17 protein-coding genes and 1 pseudogene are annotated in these 14,848 nt (G+C 31.9%); 8 read left to right on the top strand and 10 right to left on the bottom strand.

Annotated elements, in window-relative coordinates; genetic code table 11:
- Nucleotides 1–16: 16 nt before the first annotated feature.
- The 3 genes from arsC to prfB form a co-directional block, all read right to left on the bottom strand.
- Entirely contained in the window at nt 17–358 is a 342-nt protein-coding gene (gene arsC / locus FGF67_RS02590; protein ID WP_139694906.1) for an arsenate reductase (glutaredoxin), read from the bottom strand.
- A complete protein-coding gene (locus FGF67_RS02585; protein WP_139694905.1) occupies nt 355–975 on the bottom strand; it encodes an HAD family hydrolase in 621 nt (206 codons plus the stop codon). Before FGF67_RS02585 ends, arsC begins: the two co-directional genes overlap by 4 nt.
- Nucleotides 972–2,082, bottom strand: a protein-coding gene (gene prfB, locus FGF67_RS02580) for a peptide chain release factor 2 (protein WP_139694904.1) whose coding sequence is annotated in 2 segments (ribosomal slippage) — nt 972–2,018 and nt 2,020–2,082 — 1,110 coding nt in all. Because the reading frame shifts where the segments join, the coding sequence is not laid out codon by codon here. The genes FGF67_RS02585 and prfB overlap by 4 nt, the downstream gene beginning before the upstream one ends.
- Nucleotides 2,083–2,224: 142 nt before the next feature.
- Here prfB and FGF67_RS02575 point away from each other — a divergent pair.
- From FGF67_RS02575 to FGF67_RS02565, 3 genes are read left to right on the top strand one after another with little or no spacing between them, the layout of a single operon-like run.
- Entirely contained in the window at nt 2,225–3,244 is a 1,020-nt protein-coding gene (locus FGF67_RS02575) for a glycosyltransferase family 2 protein (protein ID WP_139694903.1), read from the top strand.
- A gap of 1 nt (nt 3,245) precedes the next feature.
- Nucleotides 3,246–4,280, top strand: coding sequence for a glycosyltransferase (locus FGF67_RS02570; RefSeq protein WP_139694902.1), 1,035 nt, complete (start codon nt 3,246–3,248; stop codon nt 4,278–4,280).
- 24 nt (nt 4,281–4,304) lie between these two features.
- Nucleotides 4,305–5,273: an ATP-grasp domain-containing protein gene (locus FGF67_RS02565; RefSeq protein ID WP_139694901.1), complete on the top strand. Its 969-nt coding sequence runs from the start codon at nt 4,305–4,307 to the stop codon at nt 5,271–5,273.
- 104 nt (nt 5,274–5,377) lie between these two features.
- On the opposite strand, the gene FGF67_RS02560 is transcribed toward FGF67_RS02565, so the two are convergent.
- Together FGF67_RS02560 and FGF67_RS02555 are read right to left on the bottom strand one after the other, a co-directional pair.
- The gene (locus FGF67_RS02560; protein WP_139694900.1) at nt 5,378–6,154 is read right to left on the bottom strand and encodes a glycosyltransferase family 32 protein; all 777 of its coding nucleotides are present in this window, start codon (nt 6,152–6,154) and stop codon (nt 5,378–5,380) included.
- A 152-nt stretch (nt 6,155–6,306) separates the two neighbouring features.
- Nucleotides 6,307–7,431, bottom strand: coding sequence for a hypothetical protein (locus tag FGF67_RS02555; protein WP_139694899.1), 1,125 nt, complete (start codon nt 7,429–7,431; stop codon nt 6,307–6,309).
- Between the two features lie 202 nt (nt 7,432–7,633).
- Between FGF67_RS02555 and FGF67_RS02550 the strand changes: the two genes are divergently transcribed.
- The 5 genes from FGF67_RS02550 (at nt 7,634) to FGF67_RS02530 (ending at nt 13,119) form a co-directional block, all read left to right on the top strand.
- On the top strand, nt 7,634–8,656 hold the full coding sequence (locus tag FGF67_RS02550; protein WP_139694898.1) for a threonine aldolase family protein: 1,023 nt from the start codon (nt 7,634–7,636) through the stop codon (nt 8,654–8,656).
- 26 nt (nt 8,657–8,682) lie between these two features.
- Nucleotides 8,683–9,351 (top strand): HAD family hydrolase, encoded by a 669-nt coding sequence (locus tag FGF67_RS02545; protein WP_139694897.1) that lies wholly within the window; start codon nt 8,683–8,685, stop codon nt 9,349–9,351.
- A gap of 279 nt (nt 9,352–9,630) precedes the next feature.
- On the top strand, nt 9,631–10,692 hold the full coding sequence (gene aroC, locus FGF67_RS02540) for a chorismate synthase (protein ID WP_139694896.1): 1,062 nt from the start codon (nt 9,631–9,633) through the stop codon (nt 10,690–10,692).
- A 270-nt stretch (nt 10,693–10,962) separates the two neighbouring features.
- Entirely contained in the window at nt 10,963–12,285 is a 1,323-nt protein-coding gene (locus tag FGF67_RS02535; protein ID WP_139694895.1) for a dicarboxylate/amino acid:cation symporter, read from the top strand.
- Between the two features lie 15 nt (nt 12,286–12,300).
- On the top strand, nt 12,301–13,119 hold the full coding sequence (locus FGF67_RS02530) for a sulfurtransferase (RefSeq protein WP_139694894.1): 819 nt from the start codon (nt 12,301–12,303) through the stop codon (nt 13,117–13,119).
- Between the two features lie 7 nt (nt 13,120–13,126).
- Here the strand turns inward: FGF67_RS02530 and FGF67_RS02525 are convergent, their stop codons facing one another.
- The 5 genes and pseudogenes from FGF67_RS02525 to FGF67_RS02510 all read right to left on the bottom strand — a co-directional run bounded on the left by FGF67_RS02525 (nt 13,127) and on the right by FGF67_RS02510 (nt 14,844).
- Nucleotides 13,127–13,549 (bottom strand): thiol-disulfide oxidoreductase DCC family protein, encoded by a 423-nt coding sequence (locus FGF67_RS02525; RefSeq protein WP_139694893.1) that lies wholly within the window; start codon nt 13,547–13,549, stop codon nt 13,127–13,129.
- A complete protein-coding gene (locus FGF67_RS02520; RefSeq protein WP_139694892.1) occupies nt 13,533–13,868 on the bottom strand; it encodes a hypothetical protein in 336 nt (111 codons plus the stop codon). Before FGF67_RS02520 ends, FGF67_RS02525 begins: the two co-directional genes overlap by 17 nt.
- 11 nt (nt 13,869–13,879) lie before the next feature.
- Nucleotides 13,880–14,124 (bottom strand): annotated as a pseudogene (locus FGF67_RS17500) (IS3-like element ISLbl1 family transposase); the annotation flags it as partial.
- Between the two features lie 167 nt (nt 14,125–14,291).
- Nucleotides 14,292–14,549 carry a DUF6952 family protein gene (locus tag FGF67_RS02515; RefSeq protein ID WP_139694891.1) on the bottom strand — a complete coding sequence of 86 codons (258 nt, stop codon included), beginning with the start codon at nt 14,547–14,549 and terminating at the stop codon, nt 14,292–14,294.
- The gene (locus tag FGF67_RS02510; RefSeq protein WP_139694890.1) at nt 14,530–14,844 is read right to left on the bottom strand and encodes a thioredoxin family protein; all 315 of its coding nucleotides are present in this window, start codon (nt 14,842–14,844) and stop codon (nt 14,530–14,532) included. Before FGF67_RS02510 ends, FGF67_RS02515 begins: the two co-directional genes overlap by 20 nt.
- Nucleotides 14,845–14,848: the final 4 nt, after the last annotated feature.

Genomic DNA, 14,848 nt, shown 5'->3' with positions numbered 1-14,848 from the left:
ATGTAAATGAAACATATTAAATAATTTCTGATATGTTTTCAGGTGGCCTGCCAATTACAGCTTTATTACCATTAACAACAATGGGTCTTTCTATGAGTTTTGGATTCTTTACCATGGCAGAGATAATCTCAGCATCGGTGAGTGCTTTATGCTTAAATTCACTTTTCCAAATGGCCTCATTTTGTCTTACTAAGTCCATAGGTTTTATTTGAAGTAGTTCAATAATTTTAACTAATTCATCTTCGGTTAACGGGTCGTCTAAATATTTTGAAATTTTGAAATCTTTGCCTGAATCTTCTAGTATTTTTAATCCGCTACGAGATTTACTGCATCTATTATTATGGTATATGGTTATCATTGTAAATGAATATTAAAATGTTTTAGTGCGACAAGAAGTTGTTCCGGTGACTTGAAATGTATACTGCGAATTCCAAGAGCTTGCGCCGCTTCTATATTTCTTAAATTGTCGTCAATAAATAGAGCCTGCTCTGGGTTAATATTATACCGTTGAAGGGTGAGTTTATAGATGTCATCAAAAGGTTTTCTCGTCTTTTCTTCTCCCGAAACAACAATGCCCTCAAACCATTGTAAGAAATCAAATTTTTTTAGAGCAATAGGAAATGTTTCTGCACTCCAATTTGTAAGCGCGATAATTTTATAGTGTTTAGACTCCCGTAATCTGTTTAAAATACTCACGCTGCCTTCTATGGCACCACCTAGCATTTCTGGCCACCTACCATAAAATGCTCCAATTTCATTTTCGTATTCAGGAAAAAGGGTAATTCTATCTTTTGTAGCTTGTTCTAAAGTATAACCGGCATCTTGGTTTTCATTCCAGTCTGGTGTGCAAACATGTTTTAAAAACCAATGCATTTTATCTCGGTCACCATTAAAAACATCTATAAAAACGTATTCCGGATTCCAATCAATGAGAACACCACCCAAATCGAAGATGATTGTGTTTATTGTTTTCATAATTGATCTTCCTCTTCAACTTTTTGTCCCATCATCATGAGGTATGCTTTTAAAAAGGGTTCAATATTACCATCCATAATAGCATCTACATTACCCGTTTCATGACCTGTTCTTACATCTTTTACTAATTTGTACGGATGCATAACATAGTTACGAATTTGGCTTCCCCACTCAATTTTCATTTTGCTTGCTTCTATATCTTCACGTTGCGAGAGTTGTTTTTGTAACTCAATTTCATAGAGTTGCGATTTCAACATTTGCAAGGCACGAGCTCGGTTATCATGCTGAGAGCGCGTTTCAGAACAGGATATTTGAATACCTGTAGGTTTATGGGTTAGCTGCACTTTGGTTTCTACCTTGTTCACATTTTGCCCTCCGGCGCCACTAGAACGTGCGGTGGTGATTTCAATATCGGCAGGATTTATGTCAATTTCAATAGTATCATCAACTAGAGGGTATACATAAACAGAAGCAAAACTGGTATGGCGTTTAGCATTACTATCAAACGGTGAAATTCTCACTAATCGGTGTACCCCATTTTCTCCTTTTAGCCAGCCAAAAGCAAAGTCGCCCTCTATTTCTAGAGTCACCGTTTTTATACCAGCAACATCACCTTCCTGATAATTCAGTTCTTTAACTTTGAATCCACTTTTTTCGGCATACATGAGGTACATACGCATGAGCATGCTAGCCCAATCACAACTTTCGGTACCCCCAGCGCCAGCAGTAATTTGAAGTACGGCACTTAAGCTATCTCCTTCATCAGAAAGCATGTTTTTAAATTCAATATCCTCAAGAAAGGAAGCTGTTTTATCATAATGGTCTTGAACTTCTTCTGCTGAATATTCACCTTCTTTATGAAACTCATAAAGAAGTTCTAATTCTTCAATGTTTGATTTAGCAGTTTTGTAGTCTTCAACCCATTTTTTTTTCACCCGCAGTGATTTCATAATAAGTTCTGCGGCTTTTGGGTCATTCCAGAAATTTGGATCAAACGTCTGTTCTTCTTCGTTTTGAATTTCTATAAGTTTGGTATCTATGTCAAAGATAGTGCCTAAGTTTGTCTAGGCGGGTATTAAGATCTTTAATCTGATCGTATGTTATCATAGTTGTTGTATTTTGAGCAAAAATAGGGTTAATCCATAAAAAACAAAAGTTTTAATTCATGGTAGTTATTGTGTTAATTAACGAATTTATTTAATCATATTATAACACCCATATATCTTTAGTATTTATAAAACCTTTTATAATGAAGTTGAGTATTTTGATTCCTATGTATAATGCTGAAAAGTATATTGGTAATTGTATTACTAGTTTGATAAATCAAGATGTTCCTAAAGATGATTATGAAATTTTAGTATTAGATGATGGTTCGGTAGACGATTCAGTAAAAATAGTGCAAGAATTCATTCATGTTAATGATAATATTCATCTATATACTCAAAGTAATAAAGGGTTATATGCAACTAGGAATAAATTATTAAGATTAGCTAAAGGAATATATATATATAACATAGATGCTGATGATTATATAGTCTATAATTCTTTAAGTTTATTGTTAGATAGAGCATTTGAATATAATGCTGATATTGTGGGGTTTAATTCTCTTAAAACAAGGCAACTAGATTTGTTTAAATCAAATTCAGAGAAGGAAACGGAAATTATGATTTATAAGGGGATTGATTTTTTATCAAAAACTAAACATTTTAACATAACTGTTTGGTGGTATTTTGTCAGAAAAGATTTTATTTATGAAAATAGTATTTATTTTGAAGAAGATAATCCGTTTGAAGATGGTCCTTTTTCGCTTAGAGCTATGTTTTATGCAAAAAAAATTATTTATCTCCCAATAGACGTACATAGATATGTACAAGTCCCTTCTTCTATAATGAATAATAATAGTCAAAATCATTCAAGAAGAATAATAGACGATTATATAAATGTAACATATAGTTTTAATAAACTTCTAGCGGAGTTTTCAAATAAAAAAAAGAATATACCGCATGAGATACTCAATAAAGTGAAATTTTTTAGAGATGTGAACATATATTATATGTTTTTTAGAATTATAAAGGCAAATATTTCAATTAAAAAGGTTGATGGAATTTTAAATGAATTTGAAACTTTGGGTGCTTATCCTATTTCATATTTTATTGAAAACAAGCTTCATAAAACAACAATTTATCTGTTTAATCATAAATACCTTTTTTATACATTCCTTTACCCTTTAAGAATTCTTTATAAATCTAAAGTATTAAAATTTTTTTAATATGAAGTTAAGCATTATTGTTCCTGTTTACAATGCAGAAAAATATATTTCGAGATGCCTTGAAAGTTTGTTATGTCAAGATATTTCAGTGGATCAGTATGAAATTGTAATTATTGATGATGGTTCTACAGATAAGAGTTGTTTTATTGTAAAAGAATTCATGGGTGCTTATTCAAATGTAAAACTTTATACCCAAAAGAATTCAGGAGTAGGAGTTGCTAGAAATAAAGGTATAGAATTGGCTTTAGGAGAGTATATCTATTTTATAGATGCCGATGATTATTTAGCAGATAATGTTTTGAACGTTTTACTTAATACTTTAACGAAGCATGATTTAGAAATACTTGCTTTTAAATCAATAGCAACGACTAATCCGCACATTAATAATATATTAGATAAAAAAGAAGGACGTTTTTTAGAATGTGTTAAAACAGGTGTTCAGATTATCGCAGACATGCCTTATAAAAATGAAGTTTGGTGGTATTTTGTAAAAAGAAGTTTCTTGTTAGCAACAAGAATTCAGTTTATAAAAGGACGCTGGATGGAAGATGCCATTTTTACTACAAAATTATTTCTTAAGGCCAATAGGGTTTTATATTTTGATATTGATGCTCATAGGCATATGGTGGTTCCAAATTCAGCTATGACAAGCAGGGAAAGCGTTCAATTTTTAAGGGTTATAAGGGATAATGCTAATGCAGCTATTGTATTTAAAGATATTATTGACAATTTGGATAAATCAATTCCTTTTGTTAATTCTTGTATAAAACGTTTGAAAACAAGACAGCAATCTTTTGTTTTTTTTATGATGGTAAGGATGCTAAGTTCTGCAATAACATTGCAGGAACTTAAGGCTATATTAACTAAAATGACCGAAGTAAGTGCCTATCCATTAAATTCTTTTTTAGGAAAAGAATATGGTAGGAAAATTTATTATATTTTGGTACCAACATTCAATATTAGGCACTTGTTTTATATTTCGTTTATTGTTGGAAACCCTTTTCTTAAATGGGTAACCCATAAAAAAATAAAATAATTGCTTATTTGATTTAAGAAATTTATGAATAATATTTTAATAACTTCAGGAGGAAGAAGAGTATCATTAGTAAAGGCCTTTATGGTTGAATTAAAAAAGCAAAGCCCATCATCAAAAGTGATTGTTTCAGATGCTGAACCCGAACTATCTTCAGCAGCTCAAATAGCTGATGATTATCTTAAGACGTTTCGTATTAATGATAGAAGATATATTGAAGACTTATTAAAAAAGTGTGTAGATAATGATGTTTCGCTATTAATACCAATGCTGGATCCTGAGCTGAAATTATTAGCAAAGCATAAGCATCTTTTTTCTATGCATAATATTTTAGTTGTCATTTCTGACATAGATTTTATTGATATTGCTGAAGACAAATTAAAAACTAAGTTGCTTTTTGAAGAAAATGGTATAAATACACCTCAAGTCTTTACTAAAAACAATTACAAAATACCATTTTTTATAAAACCAATAAATGGAAGTAATAGTGTAGAGAATTACATTATTAAAGATAAAGATCAAATTTCAAATTATTTTTTAAAAAATAGTTCATTATATTTTTTTGAATATTTAGATCATAATGATTACGAAGAATATACATGTGATTTATATTATTCAAAACAAGGGTACTTAAAATGTGTAATCCCAAGAAAACGAATAGAGGTTAGAGGAGGAGAAGTGAGTAAAGGGGTTACAAAAAAGAACAAAATAAAAATTATTATAGAGTCTAAATTTTCTTATTTAAAGGGAGCAAGAGGTTGTATTACTGTACAATTATTTATGCATAAAGAAACAAAAGAAGTAAAAGGGATTGAGATAAATGCAAGATTTGGAGGAGGATTTCCTTTGTCTTATTTAGCAGGGGGTAATTTTCCTAAATGGATAATAAATGAGTATCTATTCAATAAGGAAATTGACTTTTGTGATGATTGGGAAGCTAACGTACTTATGTTAAGGTATGATGATGAAATTTTGGTGAAAAATTATGAAACCTAAAAAAATAAGGTGACAATTTAGCCCATCCATTTTTATTAAAAATATTTTAAAATAAACCGATTAGGTGCCATCTATATTCTTAGTAAAGTAGTAAATACGTTACTTCAAGTTTTACGTCTTTTGAGTAGGCTGTAGCATTTTCTCAAGTTTAATAGATTTATGAATTTTTCGGTAAGGTTAACACCAAATAACCTTATAAGATTCAAACGTATCTTAGAAGAAAGTGGGAGCCAAGAACTATTATAGTGATGTATTGTATATGTTTCGCTAGTTAGCGATATTTTTCTTGTTTGATGATTCTTAGGACTAAAATATTCGAAAGGAAGAACATAAAATATATTTGAGTTAACAATAAATCTAGAAATGTTTTTGATTTCAATGGAATTATTTAGAAAAATGAGTTTTCTTCTTTTCTCAATTTGAGTTTGCATAATTTCTGGTAATATCTTTAAATCCATTTGCCCATTTTCTTTAATGAAATGTCTGTTTTCATAATATTTCATACAATCTAAAACCCAATCGGATTTTTTCTCAGCCCCGAAAATGGCGGCTTCAATAAGATTATCAAATTGACTTCCTATGAAATATGGCAGATGAAGGAGGTTGTCAAACTTTTTTAATACTTCTACATCTGTATCTAGATAAATCCCTCCATAATTATAAACAGCATAAAATCTGATATAATCAGCTGCAAAAGCATACTTTTTTACTTCAAAAGCTTGTTTGGTCCATTCGGTTACATTAACATCAAATTTTTTAGAATCCCACAAAATAAATTGATAATCTGGCAGCTGCTTTTTCCAAATAGAAAGATTTTTTTTAACATCTCTTGGATATTTATTTTCGCTTAACCAGCAAAAATGTATAATTTTTGGAATCATTAAGTCACTAATTCTTGAAATGATATCGATTAAAATATCGATATCATGATTTATATTTATTCGATTTTTGGGCAGAAATTTATAAATAAAAAAAACCTAAGAAATTAATCTTAGGTTTTTTTTATTATTTGTCTTTAAAACGTAGCACAATGTTAATTACAAACTACTGCATGCACTATAATACTTATTGCGCCTTCTAAACCTGTTCCAATAGTATATTGGCCAGGAGCAACAGTCTTTTTACCCTTTTTATTGGTTGGGTAATCTGCCTTACCAGCATAAACGTGGGTTTCTCTTAATTCATAACCTTCATCTATATTATAAACAACTTCTACAGTGCCATTAGCGTAGGTAACATCAACGGTACCTACTTTAACTCCTTTTGATATATCACACTGACCAGCGCCAGCATAAACCTCAAAACTATATTCTCCTGGTTCAGGAAGTACAATTCTCCATCCCCAACGTTTATTACTGAAACCTTCATCAATAAAACAAATATTACCATCATTACCTCTAGCAAAGGCAGTTTCACAGTCTGATCCAGTAGTCCTACATTCAGTAGCAAAATTGAAGTCCATCACATATTTATTACCAGTTTCTTGGTGGATCATCCAACCCCATCCGCTTAACCCATAAGCGTCAGGATCTGCTCCATGAAAATTCGCACCTCCTGTACCAACATAAATTCCAAAATGAGGGGTATTAGGATCATCAGCATCAGGACGTTGAATAACATCATAAGTTCCTTCTTCATAGCAACTTCCTCCAGTGGCTGTAATTGTACTTTTTTCAGGATCTATAACATAATATGAAAGTGTTTCTTTATCTATATTTGAACAGTTATTTGGTGATTCATCTTTAAACTGACCATTGTTTCCAAAAGAATCAGACCAAGTTGTCCAATCCATCTTGTCTTTCAAATATACATCAACTGTAACTAAACACCCTGTAGAGTTAATAGTAGTTCCAGAAATGTGAGCCGTTCCATCAGGATATTCCATAAACGATAAACTCACACCATTTTCTGCATCAGAACCAAAATATGTTGTAGGGTTAAAATAATCATTGTTGTTCGTTAAATTAGGCCACCAAAAATTAGCTGAAGGTTGCCCCGTTATATAACATCTATCCGCATCAATAACTGTACATGTAGTTGTTAAAACATCAAATGACTGTAAATCTTGTTCAGTCATCTGCTCTGAATTCACATTTTCATTTTGGCAAGAAAATGCGACAAAGCAAAGAATTAATAGTAATTTTGTAAAATTTTTCATTTTTCCTATGTGTTTGATTAATAGCTTAATAAATACTAAAGTAGTTAATCTTATGCATACCTTGTTTTTTTTTTGTCCATTTACTTGTTTTTTCGTCAAATGGAAAAATAGGGTATTTACTATAAGAATATGTGTCAGTTATAGAATTCATTTAAATTTACTTTTATTAATTTTCAACATTAAAATTTAGTTATTTAAAGGTATGATAATAGATCTTCGAAGTGATACAGTAACCAAACCAACACAACATATGTTAGAAGCTATGATGCAAGCAGAAGTTGGTGATGATGTCTTTAGGGAGGATGAAACCATGAACCAATTAGAAAAAAAAATGGCCAGTCTTTTTAATAAAGACACCGCGCTATTTTTTCCTAGCGGAACCATGGCAAATCAAACGGCTATAAAACTTCATACGAAGCCTGGAGATCAAGTTATTTGTGACAAGTATGCCCATATTTATAATTATGAATCAGGAGGGGTGTCATTTAACAGTGGGGTGTCCTGTAAACTTATTGATGGGTATAGAGGTATGTTTACAGCAGAGCAAGTTGTAAATGCGATAAATCCAGATGCTTACTATTATAGCAAGTCTACTTTGGTTGAAATAGAAAACACAACAAATAAAGGGGGAGGAGCATGTTGGGATTTTAAAGAAATTATGAAAATAAGTAAAGTGTGCCGAACCCATAACTTAGGGTTTCATTTAGATGGGGCTAGATTATGGCATACCTTGGTTGAAAAAAAAGAATCTTTGACCGATTATGGGAACGCATTTGATACTATTTCAGTCTGCTTAAGTAAGGGATTAGGGTGTCCGGTTGGGTCAATTTTAATTGGAAACGACAATATTATGGAGGATGCGTTAAGAATAAGAAAGGTTTTTGGAGGCAATATGAGGCAGGTAGGGTATTTAGCCGCTGCTGGTTTGTATGCTCTAGATCATCATATAGAAAGATTGGCTGATGATCATAGACGTGCCAAGGAAATAGGACAGGAGTTATCAAAATTAGCATTTATTAGGACTGTAGAGCCCATTGAAACAAACATTGTTATATTTGAATTAGAACGGCATATTGATGATAAAGCATTTGTAAAATTACTAGAAGCTCATCATGTTCATATTATCAATATGGGGGATAGTAAATTGCGTATGGTTACTCACTTGGATTATGATGACGATAAACACAATAAACTTATACAAATACTTAGAAAACTATCTGTTTAGTGCTGGTTTATATTTAGTTATTAACTATGAAAGTTGAAAAAGTAGTTGTTTTTGATTTAGATGATACACTGTACCAAGAAATTGATTTTTTGAAATCAGCTTACAACGCTATTGCTAATAAAATAAGTAAACTTAAAAAAGTTTCAAAAGGATGTGTTTATTCAGATATGCTAACATGGTACAACAATAAAGAAAATGTCTTTAAAAAGGTTCTTGAAGTGTATAATGTAGACTTGAGTGTTTCTGATTTATTAATCATGTATAGAAACCATGTTCCAAATGTTTTCCTTACTCCAGATAGATTAGACTTATTAAAAAGTTTGGTCAATAAAAATATACCTATCGGAATTTTAACAGACGGACGCAGTACACAGCAAAGAAATAAAATAAGAGCTTTGGGCTTAGAGTCTTTTGTTAAAGAGGTTTTAATTTCAGAAGAATTTGGAAGTGAAAAACCCAGTTTAAGAAATTACAAGTATTTTGAAAACATTTATGGTGATGCACAATATTATTATATAGCAGATAATTTAAAAAAAGATTTTGTTACCCCAAATGAATTAAATTGGATTACCATTCGTTTGATTGACCATGGTCAAAATATTCATAAGAACAAGGTGACAGATTTCCAATCAAATTATCAAGCAAAATATGAGGTAAATAGTTTCTATGAAATCAAAGCACTTTTAGAACTTTAATATTTAAAAGTGATTTTTAAATATAAAGGTTATAGGGTTTGTATGAATTATTGATATGTGGAACTTTAATTTTTTAAAATATTATGGTTTTAGATATGATAATTTTAATGTAGTAGTTTTTACAAAGGTTTTTTAATCCTTTTTTTGGTTTTACTTGTATGTTTATAATGTTATTTAACAAGGAAACTAGCTAGCAAATTACTCAGGTTTTTTGAGCAATCATATCATTTCACTTTTGTATGTCTTAGAATAGATTTACTTTAGCAAAAAAAATGTATTATGGCAGGAAATTCATTTGGAAAACTTTTCACATTAACAACATATGGAGAATCACATGGACCAGCTTTAGGCGGTGTTATTGATGGTTGTCCGTCTGGAATTAAGTTAGATTTAGAAGAAATTCAAAATGAATTAAACCGAAGAAAACCGGGGCAATCAGCTATTGTAACTCAACGTAAAGAGCCAGATACGGTTAAGTTTCATTCTGGTATTTTTGAAGGAGTCACCACAGGAACCTCTATTGGTTTTGTAATAGAAAACACCAATCAGAAGTCACACGATTACTCACATATAAAAGATAGCTATAGGCCAAGCCATGCCGATTATACGTACGATAAAAAATATGGTATACGAGATTACCGCGGCGGTGGGCGTAGTTCTGCTCGTGAAACAGCCTGTAGAGTTGTAGCTGGTGCCATTGCAAAACAAGTACTTAGAGGCATTGAAATAAAAGCCTATGTTTCAGGTGTGGGTACTATGCAACTCAACAAACCCTATACTGAAATAGATTTATCTGCAATAGAATCAAATATTGTACGTTGTCCAGACCAAGATATGGCAACAAAAATGGAAGATTACATTAAACAAGTGCGTAGTAAAGGAGATACGGTAGGAGGTATTGTAAGTTGTGTAATTAAAAATGTACCTGCTGGTTTAGGAGAACCTGTTTTTGATAAGTTACATGCAGAATTGGGAAAAGCTATGTTGTCTATTAATGCCGTAAAAGGATTTGAGTACGGAAGTGGCTTTAACGGTAGTACTATGTATGGTTCAGAGCATAACGATGCTTTTAATTCAGACGGAAGTACAAAAACCAACTATTCTGGAGGTATTCAAGGAGGTATTAGTAATGGCATGGATATCTATTTTAATGTAGCGTTTAAACCAGTAGCTACGCTGATTCAAAAGTATGAAACCATTGATAAACATGGAAATCCAGTAGAGATGCAAGGAAAAGGACGTCACGATCCCTGTGTTGTACCGCGAGCTGTGCCTATTGTTGAAGCCATGGCTGCTTTGGTCCTTGCAGATTTTTATCTAATCAATAAGATTTATCAATAGAAGCTGTTTTTTGCTTTTTAAATTTGATTTCAGAGAACAGAAAGTAATGTGTTAATTGTAAACCAGAAGATTAAAAGGTGTTGTCTTTTTTGATATAACAAAAGACATAATATCAATTAAGTTCTAAGAATAATACGCTTCACTTTCTTAATAATTTAAAGGCACTTTCTACAAGTCTGCAAAAATTTATAATTCAATATATTTGTTTGGGTTAATTTGATATGTCAAGTTTATACCACAAGTTGAAACGTAATGAAATAAATAATATCTATGAAGAAACTAGCAATGCACTGGAAAATAATTATAGGAATGCTGCTTGGAGTCATTTTTGGTTTTCTAATGAATAGTGTAGGAGGTAAAGAATTCGTTATAGACTGGATTGCACCTTTTGGTACCATTTTTATAAATCTCTTAAAACTTATTGCAGTTCCGTTGATATTAGCTTCTTTAATAAAAGGGATTTCTGATTTAAAAGATATTTCAAAAATTAAATCTATGGGATTAAGAACCATAGGTATTTATATCAGTACTACACTAGTTGCTATAGTTTTAGGTTTGAGTATTGTAAACACACTAAAACCAGGCGAAGGTATGTCTCAAGATACTTTAGAAAAAATTAAATTAAAATATGAAAATGATGCAGGCGTAGCCGATAAATTAGCCAAAGCCACCGCACAAAAAGAATCAGGACCATTGCAGGCATTGGTTGATATTTTTCCGAGTAATATTTTTAATGCGCTTGCTGAAGCTTCTATGTTACAAGTCATATTTTTTGCCATTTTTGTGGGAATTTGTTTGTTGCTTATTGGTGATAAAAAGGCAAAACCATTAGTTGATTTCTTTGATTCACTAAATGAAGTCGTCATGAAAATGGTTGATTTAATTATGCTATTTGCACCTTACGCAGTTTTTGCACTCATGGCAAATGTGATTATTGCTTTTGATGATACTGAAGTTTTACTTAAGCTTTTATGGTATGGTTTATGTGTAGTGGGTGGTTTAATTTTGATGGTGCTGTTCTATTTGGTTTTAGTGAGTGTTTTTACAAAAAAGTCACCATTATGGTTTTTAAAAGAAATTAGCCCAGCACAATTATTGGCTTTTTCTACCAGTAGTAGTGCGGCAACCCTTCCAGTAACAATGGAACGCGTTGAAGAACATTTAGGAGTTGATAAAGAGGTGGCAGGTTTTGTATTACCTGTGGGAGCAACAGTTAATATGGATGGTACCAGTTTATATCAAGGGATTGCAGCCGTATTCATTATGCAGGTTATTTGGCCAGAAGGGTTAACCTTTACCAATCAGATGGTTATTATTTTAACTGCATTGTTAGCATCTATAGGGAGTGCCGCTGTCCCAAGCGCTGGTATGGTAATGCTTATTATAGTTTTAGAGTCTATAGGATTTCCAGCAGACTTATTGCCCATAGGTCTTGCGTTAATCTTTGCAGTTGACCGACCTCTTGATATGTGTAGAACTGTGGTAAATGTTACTGGTGATGCTACGGTATCTATGGTCGTAGCCAAATCATTAAACAAATTACACGAACCTAAACCTAAAGAATGGGATGACCACTATGATGAGGTTAAATAAAAATTAAAAGCTAAAATGGGTTTACAAATAAAATTAACCACACCTATAGTATCTGCAGCGTGGCTTTTTAAGAATATAAATGCAGATAATTTAATAGTGCTTGATGGCACTATAAATAAAGAATTTAATCCAGAATCGGTTCAAATACCTCAGGCTCGTTTCTTTGATATTAAACAAAAGTTTAGTGATGTTTCTAATCCGTTTCCTAGTGCTTTTCCTTCACAAGAGCAGTTTCAAAAAGAGGCGCAATTATTAGGCGTTAATCAAGATAGTGCCATTGTGGTTTATGATGATAAGGGGATTTACTCCAGTGCTAGAGTTTGGTGGTTATTTAAAGCTTTTGGTTTTGATAATATAGCGGTTTTAAATGGAGGATTTCCAACTTGGCAGAAGGCTGGTTATCCAACAGAATTTATGAATGTGTATACCGAAGGAAAAGGAAATTTCACGGCTAATTTGCAACCTAACTTTATGAAGTTTTTTGGTGATGTTAAAAAAGCTTCTCAAGAAACATCATATACTATCATTGATGCCAGGTCACAAGCACGTTTTAATTGTGAAGTTCCTGAGCCAAGAGCTGGATTACGTAGTGGAACCATTCCGAACTCCGTTAATTTACCATTTACAGATTTATTAGAAAATGGTGAATTAAAACCTAAAGTGGAGTTAGAAAAAGCATTTTATATGTTAGCTGAAAAAGATGAAGCTCTCATTTTTTCTTGTGGTTCAGGAATAACAGCATGTGTTTTGGCTTTAGGCGCTACTGTAGCGGGTTATAATAATATTTCGGTGTATGATGGTTCTTGGACCGAGTGGGGTACTTTGGTAGAGTAATTTTGTTTTAACTTAAAAATTTATCCTTCAAATTTGAAGTAGGAACCATGCAAGCATCTTGCTTACCAAACCATTTGTAACGATTTTTGGCAATAAAATCATATACCCAATTTCTAATACATACGGGAATAACTAGAAAGATGCCTAAAAGGTTAGTAGGAAACCGAAGCTTACTAGCTATGTTTAAAGCAGCTGTACTTTTGTAGTTTATTTTATGAGTAGAGGGATTGTATAGTAAAATGGAGTCTGTTTTTTTTGAATCAATTTGAAATGTTTTCAAAATTTCATATCCTGTTTTACTTTGAAGGGGAGCAAATAAAAACAAATTGTTTTTGTCTCGTTTTATAACATATTGCACACTGCTGTTGCACAGGTTGCAAACCCCGTCAAACAAAATTAGTTTTTTGTTCTTTTCAATAGCAATTTCCATGTTTCAAAGATATGAACTTACAAAGTATAAAGAAATTGGTAAAGGTCCGATTTCTTATCAAGTTGAAGCTTCTTTTTAATTGATATTTGCCTTTAAGCGCACTTTCAGGCAATACGTTTAGCATCCCGGCAATTTCTTTAGTAGGAATATCCATATGTAAAAAAGAAGCAAGTCTTATTTCTTTTTCAATCACATCACTAGCAATAAATTTCAACTTTTTATCAAAGTTATTACGTAACACAGAAATAAGATTTAAAAGCTTCCCAATCTTTATCTTCACCACTTTCTTGTTGAGTAGCATTAAGAGGTTTCCATCCATCCAAAGATGGGTAACTCAGCTTCTTTCAATGCCCTTTTTAATCGAGCTATCTCTTTTTCTTCACCGGTCATTTTAGAACTACCGCAGCCTAGAAAAAAGTTGTTACCGTAATCTTTAACTCTCTAGGCTAATGATAAAGTACTTATTAAAATATATCTAAACCTTCACGTACTTGTATTACGTTGCCTTTGGCATAGCTCAACTCCACTGCCTTGTGTTTAAATTCTAAAGTTTAATGTTTGGGTTTAGTTCTCATAATTTCTAAGATAAAAGCTAACAAACATTTTCTATCCTCTTTTATGTCCAGTTTAATATAGGAAGTCCAAAAGAACCTTCTAATATGTTTTACAACCGCATATAGAAATAAGCAACAAAAAAACCACTTCACTTGAAGTGGTTTTTTAAGCAATAATTTTTCTTTTTCTAGGTATCTATAGACCCCATAACACGTTTCATGAAACCATTTAAAGCGTCCTTTTTGGGTGTGCCATCTTTTATCATTTTATGGACTTCAATAGCGCCATACATATTAGATATCAATTCTCCAATAACATCTAATTCTTCATCTTTTAATGACGGTACTTCTGTTAAAGCTTCTAAGGTTTCAATGGTTTCAACAACAAAATCCTCGTCGTTTTCCTCAATGAATTGTGTTAGGTGTTTAATTACTGGTAACTTCATTTACTAAGTTTTTTAGAACATCAAACTTGTTGGTTTGAACTTGATTCACAAATGCTCCATTTTTAAATGTAGCAAAAGTTGGTAAGTTATCAACCGTAGCTAATTTTCTGCTTTCAGGAAATTTTTCCGCATCAGCGATAATAAAAGTGATGTCTGTTAATTCTGAAGCTAACTTTTTTACCTTAGGCTTCATAATTCTACAGTTACCACACCAAGTAGCCGAATATTGTACCACAACTGTATGGTTTTCAGTTACAATAGTTTTTAAATTATCTTGTTCTAATTCTTTTACCATAATA

Source organism: Allotamlana fucoidanivorans (assembly GCF_006265225.1).
Lineage (GTDB): Bacteria > Bacteroidota > Bacteroidia > Flavobacteriales > Flavobacteriaceae > Allotamlana > Allotamlana fucoidanivorans.
This window is presented reverse-complemented; position numbering and strand designations above follow the sequence as displayed.